We start from the raw sequence: 10,516 nt of genomic DNA on the forward strand, positions 1-10,516 counted from the left end.
ACCCTCTACGTCAATTTGTCGATTACGTAGTGTTGAAACCAGGCCGGCTGCGTGTCCGAAACGATGTCGATATCCTCGCCTTCGGTAATTTCAGCAAGCTGAGCGAATCTAAGCTCGCCATCTTGCGAGTTATCAAAAATATAAGCTCTGTTTGAAAGCAATATGGCCTCGAAAAGATTCTCCAAAGACCGCTTGTAGCGAGAGCGAATCTTGTCTGCAGGAACATCATGCCCCCCGATAGATGCCCTGTAAGCAACCCGCGCTACGTTGATATCGGCATCTGCAGTAGCAACGTAGTAAACGTATACCCTATAACCCGCGGCTTTTGCCTGCCGCAGCAGCTCAATCTTGCTGCTATCTGACATGACGGTTTCGAACGTGAAACTCACCCGCTCCTCAACCAAGGAAGCTCGAATAAAGTCAGACAACGCAGACGCTATGTAAGAGTCGACTTGTCGTGAGGGAAAAGCGATTTGATCGCCGTCCACGATCAGGTCTTCGAGCTTGGCAAGAGAATCAGGGAATTTTAAAAGTAATGTATGGCCACGCAAGAACGGAATCGCCCGAATGGCATATTGATCAAGCCCAAACGCAGCAAATTCAAACACCCCCGTTTCACGGATGCTCAACTCAATTGCATCAGGGTTGATGTAGTTCACCAGCAAATGAGCCGGAACTTTCGAGTTGAACGTGCTCTTTCCACTCCCGTTCGGTCAGGCGAACATCCGGACGCGGGGGGTGGTGCTCAAGCCTGAATCTGCGCCTGGGTGGACCGTCGATCCAAGAATGCCTTGGCTGCAATAGAGGGAATACTCGACTCTTGTGCAAGAATCTGCGCCTCAGTGATTTGTGGCTTAACTTTTTTACGTGACATGTTGGTCTCCGGCTCAGGACAGGGGCAGATCAATGGCGGTTAGCATAGATCACCTCAAGCGTCGAACGCAGAGTCGACTTTACCTCAATGTGTGTCCCATGTCCTCACACCCGGCTTGCGAACCAACATATGCGTACTTCCCGTCCGATACCTCAAAACACCGACCACCCAATCCGCTCACTCAACAACTCCAACGCCTTCATCCCCGCCAGCGAGTTCCCCGCCGCGTTCAGCTCCGGCGACCACACGCACACCGTAAACTGCCCCGGCACCACCGCGACAATTCCGCCGCCGACCCCGCTCTTGCCCGGCAATCCCACGCGGTAGGCGAAATTCCCCGCCTCGTCATACAACCCGCTGGTGGCCATGATCGAGTTGACCTGCTTGGTCTGGCGCGCCGTCAGGATTTGCTCGCCGCTGTGGGCACTGGTCCCCTCGTTGGCGAGGAAGCTGAAGGCCTTGGCCAGGTCCAGGCAGCTCATCTGCAACGCGCAGTAGTTGAAGTAGCTGTGCAGTACGGCGTCGACGTCGTTGTGGAAGTTACCGAACGACTTCATCAGGTAGGCCATGGCCGCGTTGCGCGCGCCGTGCTGGGCTTCGGAGTCGGCGACGACGCTGTTCACCAGGATCTGCGGGTTGCCGGACAGGCGCCGTACAAAGTCGCGCATTGACAGGATTGGTACGGCAAAGCGCGATTGGTTGATGTCACAAATCACCAGCGCGCCCGCATTGATAAACGGATTACGCGGGCGGCCGCGCTCGAATTCCAGTTGCACCATGGAGTTGAACGGTTGCCCGGACGGTTCGTGGCCCAAGCGTTCCCAGATGGTTTCGCCGCCGTGGTCGATGGCCTGTACGAGGCTGAACACCTTGGAAATGCTCTGCACCGAGAACAACGTATCGGCGTCACCGGCGCGGTAGGCTGAGCCGTCGTTGCCGTACACGGCGATGCCGATCTGGTTGGCGGGTACATCGGCCAGCGCGGGGATGTAGTCGGCGACTTTGCCGAGGCCGATCAATGGACGAACTTCGTCAAGGATCGAGTCCAGCAGCGCCTGCATGTCTTGTCCTGTCATCTGTCTTTGAATCAGTGATAAGCGGGGCGCGGAGGATACTTCAATGCGCGCGCAAGCCCCACACAATCTCTACCACCCGCTCGGCCACCACCAGATACACCAGGATCAACAACAGCTGTAGCGCCAGGTGATAACGCAGCTTGGCCAATCGACGGATGCCATCGCTGACGCTCAACAGCATCGACAGCACAATAAGCCCCCAGCCGGCCACGCTGGAGGCAAACACCCCGATAAACAGGTCCTGCTGGCTCACGAGCGTATTGGTCCCTGCCGCAAACAACAGCACGCACACCAGCAGGTTTTTCACGTTGTCGAAAATCTGTGTGCTCAGATCGTTTTCCAGCAAGGCAAAATACCGCTTCCATAACGCGAGCATGGGTAAGTACCGGGTAGGGATCGCTCGTCAATCAAAGTAGTCCAATTGCCCGTACACTGCACCGCTGCGCTTACCCAATGAGGACTTTTGCATGAAATTGATGATCGGCCTGGCCGCCCTGCTGTTGGTATCGGCTTGCACTTCAACAGCGCCTACTACGCCACCTGCGCAAGACTCCGCCGCGTCGACGTGCCTGGCAGGCGGCGGCACGATGAAGCAAGTCGGCAAGTTGCAGAGCTGGAAATGCATCACGCCGTACAAGGATGCAGGCAAGGCGTGTACCGACTCTAGTCAGTGTGATGGCGAGTGCCAGACCAGTGTCACCACCCAAACTGGCAGCACGCCGATCAGCGGCACCTGCCAAGCGGACAATAGCCACTTTGGCTGCTCGGCGACGGTGGAAAAAGGCAAGCTCGGCCGGGCGATTTGCGTGGACTGAGGGTCACCCCGATAGAACTGTGGGGCTGGCTTGCCTGCTCCCACATTGACCGAGTTCAGCGTGTGAGATCAGCGAGGCCCATGTGCTCGCGCAACGTCGCCCCCTCATACGCCGTGCGGAACAACCCCTTGCGCTGCAAATGCGGAATCACACCCTCCACACATTCCGTGAACGAGCCCGGCAGGTACCCCGGCGAAGCCAAGGTCACCTGGGAACCAGCCTGGCGTCCCAGGAGCATATCGGTATTTCGTCGTGGAGCAGCCCCCTTCGCGCCATGGTTGGCCGCTTGCAGGCGCAGCCGGGCAAACAGGCGGCCCAGGACGTGATACAACTGTTGGGCGGCGTCGGCCATAAGGGCGCATTTGAAGCCACGCTGCTCACCCAGCGCCTGGCCACCCTGGCGATTGTCGGCATCGGCGACCTGGAACCCTCGCAACTGCTGCGCAACAGCGGTAACTACTACACCGAAGACATGCGCCTGCTGGCCGAGCGCGGTGCCGTGGGTGATATCTGCCTGCGCTACTTCGATGCCCAGGGCAAGCCGGTACTGGAAGAAGACGAAGAATTCGTGGTGTCGGTGGCGCTGCCCAAATTGCGCTCGATCCACCGCGTGCTCGGCCTGGCCGGCGGGTTGAACAAGGTCCAGGCGATTCGAGGTGCGCTCAAGGGCCGCTACCTGGACATCCTGATCACCGACCTGGATACCGCACAGGCCTTGAATCACTAAACTCATTATGGAGATCGACCGCTCATGACATCCAAGCTCGAACAACTCAAGCAGTTCACCACGGTGGTCTGCGACACGGGCGACCTTGAGGCTATCAGCCGTCTGAAACCGGTCGACGCCACCACCAACCCGTCGCTGCTGCTCAAAGCCTCGGCTATCGCACACTACGGCGACATCCTGCGTCACTCGGTCGACCTGTCCAAGGGTGACCTGGGCCTGGCCTGCGACCAGTTTGCGGTGGCCGTAGGCTGCGGCATCCTCAAGGCCATTCCAGGTCGCATCTCGACCGAAGTCGACGCGCGCCTGTCGTTCGACGAAGACGCGCTGTGGGCCAAGGCCAACCAGCTCATTGAGCTGTACGACAAAGCCGGCGTCGGCCGCGACCGTGTATTGATCAAACTGGCATCTACCTGGGAAGGCATTCGCACCGCCGAGCGCCTGGAAAAAGCCGGTATCCAGACCAACCTCACGTTGTTGTTTTCGTTCGCCCAGGCGGCGGCCTGTGCCGATGCCGGGGTGTTCCTGATTTCACCTTTCGTCGGCCGCATCTACGACTGGTACCGCAAAAGCACGGGCCTGGACTACACCGGCGCCGAAGACCCGGGCGTGCAGTCGGTTACGCGGATTTACAACTACTACAAGGCCAACGGCATCAAGACTGTGGTCATGGGCGCCAGCTTTCGTACCCTCAGCCAGATAGAGGAATTGGCCGGGTGTGATCGCCTGACCATCAGCCCCGAATTGCTGCAAAAACTCGATGAAGACCACGGCCCGCTGGAGCGCAAGTTGGTGCTGGGGGCGACGGGCGAGCCGCGCCAAACCATCGACGAGGCGCAGTTTCGCTGGGCTTCCAACGAAGATGCGATGGCGACCGAGAAGCTGGCCGAAGGCATTCGCCAGTTTGCGCGAGATCAGGAAAAGCTTGAGGCGGTATTGGCTGCGCTCTGAAGAGGCTGCGTACTTTCGGTCCCGTGGCGACCTGACAGTCGCCGAACCTTATCAGGTATAAATCGATAAAAAGGTGGGGGGCTTGCTCGCTCCCACCGTTTTGACCGAGTTCGACCACACAATACCGGGTAAGCCCGCCGCGCTTTTGCTGTTGATCTGGGGCGAAGTCCTTTTGGTTACTTTTGGGTCTTTCTTTCCAAAAGTGACCCGCTGTAAAAGCGGAGCCATAAGCCGCCATTACCGCAGAAACGGCTATGCACTCACCCACCAAGAAACCCCACCCCCTGCAAAGGCAGTTCATAAGACTTCTTGACCGTGCGCACCACCAACGTCGACGAATAAGTCCGAATCGGAATATCCCGATAAGTCTCCATAAACCGATAGATATACTCCGTGTACTCCGTAGCATCCCGAAACTTGGCCACCATCACAAAATCAAACTCCCCGGTCATCAAGTAACAATCCTGAATCTCCGGGCGACTGGCGAGAATCTGCTGCATCCTGCGGTCAATATCCTTGCTGTCCCTGTCCAGCTTGATCAGGAAAAACGCCGTGACATGGATCCCCAGCTTGCGCTCATCCAGTACGGCGACTTTAGCCTTGATAACCCCCACGCTTTCCATGCGGCGAATCCGCCGGTAACAACTGGTGGACGACAGCCCCACGCTGTCACTCAACAACTCCAGGCTCTGGTCGCAATCCTTTTGCAACTTGCCCAGGATCTTCAAATCCATGGCGTCTGTCATCGGTTCCAAATCGTCCTTGAAAAATGCAATGAATCCGTCGCAATGACGGGCCAATTTGCACAAATCCTGCGCAGTGGCTAGTTAACATCGATTCAGCTTAGCAGCCCCGCCAACACCTGGCCTGAGGGCGGCATGAGAGGGATCTTATGATAGTCGCGAAACCGACATGGACCGCTGATATCCAAGGACTTTTCAGTGCACCCTACTGGGTGCCCGCCGCCCAACGCGCCGCCGTGGCGGCCACCTGGGTGGGCTGCATGAATGCCTACGACGTATTCCTGGAAGACCCGGCGTCGGTCAAGGCCTGGTCGGAAACCATCTACCAGCACCTCGCCTCGCGCAACATGCCGCTGACCACCGACCAGCAGCAATTCTGGCCGATCGACGCCCTGGAAACCTTCCGGCTGTGGGTCAACCAGGGGTGGCGGCTGAACAGCATTTCGCCGTTTGACCTGGCCGAACGCATCCCGCCTCCGGCGTTGCCGCACCCGGTTAAACGCGTACGCCAGGACATCCGCGCCCTGAGCCCAGAGCAATTGAACCTGTACCGCGCCAAGCTGGATGACCTGATGCACATCGGCGACCCGGACAGCGGCTCGCCCTGGCAGCGTTACGCCTACATTCACACAAACTGGTGCCTGCATTACCAAGAGGCCTTCGCCCTGTGGCATCGCGCTTACTTGCTGTACCTGGAAGCGTTGATCGACTGCGCGATCCCGTATTGGGACTGGATGGCCGCAGACGCCAGTGTAGACGGCAGCCCCCAAGCCGGCTTACCCCAGGCATTCCTTGATGAAACCTATGTGCACCCGCACACCAGCGAGGTGCGACGTAACCCGCTGCGCTATGCAGCGGCCAAGGATGGTTGTTCAAAGGTCTGCGCCACGGCACCCGTCGCGGGCGTGGAATGCCTGTACGTGCAACGCAACCCGTTGTTCTACACCCAGGGCGAGGCTTTTCGCGCCGAGCGGACCCAGCTGTATGGCATGAGCCGGATCTTCCAGCAGCAAGTGGTCGATGCGCTCGCGTTCACCACCTTCAGCCAGCCCCAAGGTGTGCCGGGTTATCCCTGGGCCAACATCACCGCCTTCAATCCGCCGCAACCCGACAACCTGTACCCCAACCGTGCGCTGAACTTCGACGGGCTCTACGAGCAACCCCACGACAACTATCACGGCTGGATCGGTGGCGACATGGCCGATAACGCCTACACCGCCTTTGACCCGGTGTTCTGCTCGTATCACGCCAATATCGACCGCATGCTCGAAGTCTGGATTCGCGCCAATCCGGCGGCGCAGTACACCACTCAGTGTCTGCTGCAGCCCTTCGCCGGGGCCCAGGCCGACGATGTGACCTTCACCAGCGCCGATGCCTGGCGCTACACCACGCTGGGAGACATGGCGCAGGACAGCCGGCACATCGGCTACGACTACGGCACCCCGGTGGCCCCGCAGTTCGGCGCAGCCAAAGCGACGGCTCCGGCCTGTTGCCAGGCGCAAGCGGCCGGCAGCGGGCCCTGGGTGGTGTTCGACCACGTGCGTTGCACCCACGACACGTACCTGATCGACGTCTTTCTCAATCAACCCGACGCCACGGCGCAGCACGCGAGTGCCGACAACCCGCATTACGTCGGGCGTTTCAGCCGCATCGGCATGGGCCTGGTGGACGACAAGGGCCGCTGCATCACCCAGGGCGTCTCCCGCGCACTGAATGCCGCGCGCGCCGTCAAGGCGCTGAACCTTGCCCCGACTGACGCGGCGCATTTATCGCTGATCGTGACTCACCCCGATAGCGGCCAGGTGTTGACGCCCGAAGCGTACACGCCACTGCCTGGCTTTATCGCCCAACTGGTGTGGGACGACCCACGCCAATCCTCCGCCGGCCCCGCTCCGGGAACCGGTTGCTGCTCCACTTCCACCACTACCCCTGCTGGAGAACGCACATGAGCACGCCCTTCACCCAATTCACCTCCCCTGCCGAACAAGCGCCCAAGGACTACAACAAGCTGGGCCTGGAGGACCAGCTGTCGACCTTCGAAACCAATTGGAACAACAACGTCACCGGCTGGACCCAAATGTCGGTCATCGGCAACCCCTGGTCGAACCTCAATGACGCACCGCGTTCGGGCTACTACAACCCGCTGGAAAGCGGCTACGGCACGCAGACACCGCTGACCATTACCTGGCAGCCCTTCCCCAATCGACTGTGGACGTTTTTCTACAACAATGGCGCCGCCGTGGTTCCGCAACTGGGCGGCACGGCCATGACCCTGGACCAGGTGATGCAGTTGACCGATCACGGCCAGATCACCCTTAACAACACGCTTTATTCGCTGTACCCGGACCCGGCGGCAACCCAACTGCAGATCCCCAAAGTGTTGTGCAAGTCCATCAACTGGCACGGCCCCTATGCCGATTTTTCGCCCTCGGGTCCACGGGGCTGGCTGGATGAGTATTGCGAGTGGTCCATCACCCGCGACCCCGACGGCAACATGCGCAGCATCATGTTCACCAGCGAGAACCCGGCCTACTTCCTGACCATGTGGAACATCGACCCAAATGCCGTGCTGGGGCTGTACCAGGCGTACGTCGACCCGCATGTGAAACTCGAAGACCTGTACCTGCGCTACACCGCCAACGGCCCGACCGGCAATGCCGGTGACCCGGTGATCGATGAAACCACCGGGCGGCCCGCCTATGACACCGTCAACAAATGGAACGCCGGCACCGTGCGTATACCGGGCGTCTCAGGCGGCGCGATGCACCTGACCTCCGGGCCCAACACCCTGAGTGCCGAGATCTACCTGGCGGCCGCGGCTACCATCCTTCGGCCGATCCAAAGCAGCGGCAACCAACAGAACCTGATCTGTTGCGCTCAATACGGGCAGAACTATCGCAACTCCGACCCGCATATCGGCTTTTCCGCCAACCAGGCCGCGGTTAAAAACCTGATCTCGTTGACCAATCCCATCGGCCTGTACCTGCAACAGCCGAAATCCTTCAGCACCTGGAAAGGCCCTCAAGGCCAGGATGTGAGCAGCTACTGGCGCGTCACCCGTGGCACTGCCGGCACCGGCCCGAACAACTCCGACCAGATTTTGCAGGCGGTGTTCGAGGTGCCGCAAAGCGCGGGGTTCTCGATCAATGACATCACCATCAACGGCACGCCGATCGACTACGTGTGGGTGATTGCCAACGAATTAAATGTCGCCTTGAGCGTGACGCCAGCACCGTTGACCGCCACGCCCAAGGAATGCGACTGCGTGGCCGCCAATAACACCGATGCCCAACCCTGGCCCGTGCAACTGCTGCCATTGGACCTGTTCTACGGCCAGTCACCCAGTGACTTGCCGGCCAGTTTTGCACCCGGCAGCTCAGCTCAGTTCGTGCTGGTGGTGCAAGGGGCAGACCCGAACACCACCGTGGCGGATGCGCGGGTGCAGTTTTCCAACCCGGGGATCAGCGCCCAGGTCACGCAGTTCTTGCCGGATGCCTCGGCGATTCCCGGGCAGACCGACAGTGGCGGCACGCAAGGCTACGTCATGACCGTCAACGTCAGCGGCAACGCTGCGCCGGGGCTGGTCAGCGTGCGGGCGCTGAACCCCAGCGAAGCCGCCAACCCCAGCGCGGCCCAACACCCATGGGAAAGCGGCCTTGCGCTGGTGCCAGGCGCCTGACTGGTCCCTGCCGCCCATGCCTGGCGTGGGCGGCTCCCCTTAAGCCTTGAGCAAGGAATGCGATCATGTACGGATGGCCTCGCCCGCTGTGTCGGGCTCGCTTGAATGTTTTCTCGTTACTGGCCGGCGCCCTGCTGTCACTGGTGGCGCCGCCACCGGCCAGCGCTTCGGACGCGCAGACCTGCGTCCAGCAACTGGTGTTCGACCCCGCAAGTGGGGGCTTCCTGCCGGTGAACAATTTCGGCACCGAGCAGGACTTTCTCAATTGTTTCGGCTGGCAACTGTTCATCGCCATGAACTGGCCGGTCAATCCCGGCTGGCCGGCCGACCCGACCCTGGCGGGCGAGCCAGACACGCAAAGCAGCGCTGCACAGTTCGGCGTGCCGCAAACGCCCGGCAAGCCGATGAGCAACGCGCCGGTGTGGGCCAGCTACAAGGACGCCAACGACATTTTCCTGCCCGGTGCACCCAAACCGACCGGCTGGGGCGTGGAAACCCTGGTGCCGTCCAATTGCACCGCCACCGGCAACCTGAAAGCGCTCTCCACCGGCGCGCGCAAATTCATTACCGCCACGTCGGAAAGCGCGATCAACCGCAAGCACCGCTTCCACCTGTCCAGCGGCACCCAGGTGACCCTGCCCGATTCGATCATGGAAGCCGCCGGCGGCTGGCTGACGGACCAGTCGGGCAACCTGGTGTTTTTCGAGCGCAAGGTCGGCAAGGCCGAGTTCGACTACATCGTCAATAACGGCTTGTACGACGCCGCCAATCAATTGATCGTGGCGCAGAACAGCGACAACCGACACCCCGCCGGCCTGTCGTTGCCTGCGGGCAAGCTGGTGCGTGAGCTGCCGGCCAAGGCGCTGCCCCAGGAAGAATTGGGCGCCCTGGAACTCAAGGCGGCCTGGCGCGTCCTCACCCACAAACCCGAGCTGTACGCACGCTACCTGACCACCGTCGCCTGGCTGCAACGCCCTGACACGCTGCAATGCACCCAGGAAGTCGTGGGTCTGGTGGGCCTGCATATCATCAACAAGACCCAGACCCAGCCGAACTTCATCTGGACCACGTTCGAGCAGGTCGACAACGTGCCTGACGGCGGCGCTACACCGTCGCAGGGCTACAGCTTCAACAACCCGGCCTGCACCGGTGATGCCTGCACACCCAACGTCGCCCGCGTGCAATGTGACGCCACCCACACGCCGCCCAACTGCACGCCATTTAACCAACCGGTACAGGCCACACGGGCCAATGCCACGCCTGAGGACATGCAAGCGTTAAACACGGCGGTGCAGCAGACCTTCGCCCAGCAGACCCAGGGCCAATCAGTGTTCCAGTACTACAAACTGGTGAACGTGCTGTGGTCTAAAACGCCCAACGCACCTAACGATCCAGGCCCTGGGCCGAACGTGAAGACGCCGCTGTCCTATGGGCCGTTTGTCAGCGATCAAAGTGTTGCCGTCGCCAATACCACCCTGGAAACCTATGTGCAGACAGAGAACTGCAACGACTGCCACCAGTACGCGGCCATTGCCGGTGGTTCCAAATTGGCGTCGGACTTCTCCTTCCTGTTCGGCAGCGCCGACTCCGCGAAGAACACTCGCCTGATCAAACGCATCGAGGCGTTCAAGACCCTCAAGGATGATCATTAGGC

The 10,516-nt window shown here is 60.3% G+C and carries 10 protein-coding genes and 2 pseudogenes; 6 read left to right on the forward strand and 6 right to left on the reverse strand.

The window, feature by feature from the left end; all coding sequences use genetic code 11:
- Nucleotides 1–5: 5 nt before the first annotated feature.
- The 4 genes from AACY30_RS16710 to AACY30_RS16725 form a co-directional block, all read right to left on the reverse strand.
- Nucleotides 6–659 (reverse strand): zeta toxin family protein, encoded by a 654-nt coding sequence (locus tag AACY30_RS16710; RefSeq protein ID WP_339540750.1) that lies wholly within the window; start codon nt 657–659, stop codon nt 6–8.
- Between the two features lie 86 nt (nt 660–745).
- On the reverse strand, nt 746–874 hold the full coding sequence (locus AACY30_RS16715) for a hypothetical protein (RefSeq protein ID WP_339540751.1): 129 nt from the start codon (nt 872–874) through the stop codon (nt 746–748).
- Nucleotides 875–1,026: 152 nt separating this feature from the next.
- On the reverse strand, nt 1,027–1,935 hold the full coding sequence (gene glsB / locus AACY30_RS16720; protein WP_049712766.1) for a glutaminase B: 909 nt from the start codon (nt 1,933–1,935) through the stop codon (nt 1,027–1,029).
- 55 nt (nt 1,936–1,990) lie between these two features.
- On the reverse strand, nt 1,991–2,326 hold the full coding sequence (locus AACY30_RS16725; protein WP_339540752.1) for a hypothetical protein: 336 nt from the start codon (nt 2,324–2,326) through the stop codon (nt 1,991–1,993).
- A 91-nt stretch (nt 2,327–2,417) separates the two neighbouring features.
- Here AACY30_RS16725 and AACY30_RS16730 point away from each other — a divergent pair, with 91 nt between their 5' ends.
- Nucleotides 2,418–2,765 carry a hypothetical protein gene (locus tag AACY30_RS16730; RefSeq protein ID WP_339468714.1) on the forward strand — a complete coding sequence of 116 codons (348 nt, stop codon included), beginning with the start codon at nt 2,418–2,420 and terminating at the stop codon, nt 2,763–2,765.
- A gap of 55 nt (nt 2,766–2,820) precedes the next feature.
- On the opposite strand, the pseudogene AACY30_RS16735 reads toward AACY30_RS16730, so the two are convergent.
- Nucleotides 2,821–2,964: pseudogene (locus tag AACY30_RS16735) on the reverse strand (LLM class flavin-dependent oxidoreductase); the annotation flags it as partial.
- A gap of 6 nt (nt 2,965–2,970) precedes the next feature.
- On the opposite strand from AACY30_RS16735, the pseudogene AACY30_RS16740 reads away from it, so the two are divergent.
- Together AACY30_RS16740 and tal are read left to right on the forward strand one after the other, a co-directional pair.
- Nucleotides 2,971–3,492 (forward strand): annotated as a pseudogene (locus tag AACY30_RS16740) (sugar-binding domain-containing protein); the annotation flags it as partial.
- A gap of 24 nt (nt 3,493–3,516) precedes the next feature.
- Nucleotides 3,517–4,440 carry a transaldolase gene (gene tal, locus AACY30_RS16745; protein WP_339540753.1) on the forward strand — a complete coding sequence of 308 codons (924 nt, stop codon included), beginning with the start codon at nt 3,517–3,519 and terminating at the stop codon, nt 4,438–4,440.
- A gap of 260 nt (nt 4,441–4,700) precedes the next feature.
- Here tal and AACY30_RS16750 read toward each other — a convergent pair whose 3' ends face one another.
- Nucleotides 4,701–5,174, reverse strand: a complete 474-nt coding sequence (locus AACY30_RS16750; protein ID WP_445261442.1) for an Lrp/AsnC family transcriptional regulator — start codon at nt 5,172–5,174, stop codon at nt 4,701–4,703.
- A 158-nt stretch (nt 5,175–5,332) separates the two neighbouring features.
- On the opposite strand from AACY30_RS16750, the gene AACY30_RS16755 reads away from it, so the two are divergent.
- The 3 genes from AACY30_RS16755 (at nt 5,333) to AACY30_RS16765 (ending at nt 10,514) form a co-directional block, all read left to right on the forward strand.
- On the forward strand, nt 5,333–7,132 hold the full coding sequence (locus AACY30_RS16755) for a tyrosinase family protein (protein ID WP_339540754.1): 1,800 nt from the start codon (nt 5,333–5,335) through the stop codon (nt 7,130–7,132).
- Nucleotides 7,129–8,862 carry a hypothetical protein gene (locus tag AACY30_RS16760; RefSeq protein WP_339540755.1) on the forward strand — a complete coding sequence of 578 codons (1,734 nt, stop codon included), beginning with the start codon at nt 7,129–7,131 and terminating at the stop codon, nt 8,860–8,862. Before AACY30_RS16755 ends, AACY30_RS16760 begins: the two co-directional genes overlap by 4 nt.
- 65 nt (nt 8,863–8,927) lie before the next feature.
- The gene (locus AACY30_RS16765; protein WP_339540756.1) at nt 8,928–10,514 is read left to right on the forward strand and encodes a hypothetical protein; all 1,587 of its coding nucleotides are present in this window, start codon (nt 8,928–8,930) and stop codon (nt 10,512–10,514) included.
- Nucleotides 10,515–10,516: the final 2 nt, after the last annotated feature.

Origin of the sequence: Pseudomonas sp. RA_5y_Pfl1_P24 (genome assembly GCF_963970945.1) — a bacterium.
GTDB lineage: Bacteria > Pseudomonadota > Gammaproteobacteria > Pseudomonadales > Pseudomonadaceae > Aquipseudomonas > Aquipseudomonas tritici.

Coding starts and splice junctions, on each gene's coding strand:
- AACY30_RS16715 (WP_339540751.1), bottom strand. CDS start 874: ATGTCACGTAAAAAAGTTAAGCCACAAATCACTGAGGCGCAGATTCTT.
- glsB (WP_049712766.1), bottom strand. CDS start 1,935: ATGCAGGCGCTGCTGGACTCGATCCTTGACGAAGTTCGTCCATTGATC.
- AACY30_RS16725 (WP_339540752.1), bottom strand. CDS start 2,326: ATGCTCGCGTTATGGAAGCGGTATTTTGCCTTGCTGGAAAACGATCTG.
- AACY30_RS16730 (WP_339468714.1), top strand. CDS start 2,418: ATGAAATTGATGATCGGCCTGGCCGCCCTGCTGTTGGTATCGGCTTGC.
- tal (WP_339540753.1), top strand. CDS start 3,517: ATGACATCCAAGCTCGAACAACTCAAGCAGTTCACCACGGTGGTCTGC.
- AACY30_RS16750 (WP_445261442.1), bottom strand. CDS start 5,174: ATGGATTTGAAGATCCTGGGCAAGTTGCAAAAGGATTGCGACCAGAGC.
- AACY30_RS16755 (WP_339540754.1), top strand. CDS start 5,333: ATGATAGTCGCGAAACCGACATGGACCGCTGATATCCAAGGACTTTTC.
- AACY30_RS16760 (WP_339540755.1), top strand. CDS start 7,129: ATGAGCACGCCCTTCACCCAATTCACCTCCCCTGCCGAACAAGCGCCC.
- AACY30_RS16765 (WP_339540756.1), top strand. CDS start 8,928: ATGTACGGATGGCCTCGCCCGCTGTGTCGGGCTCGCTTGAATGTTTTC.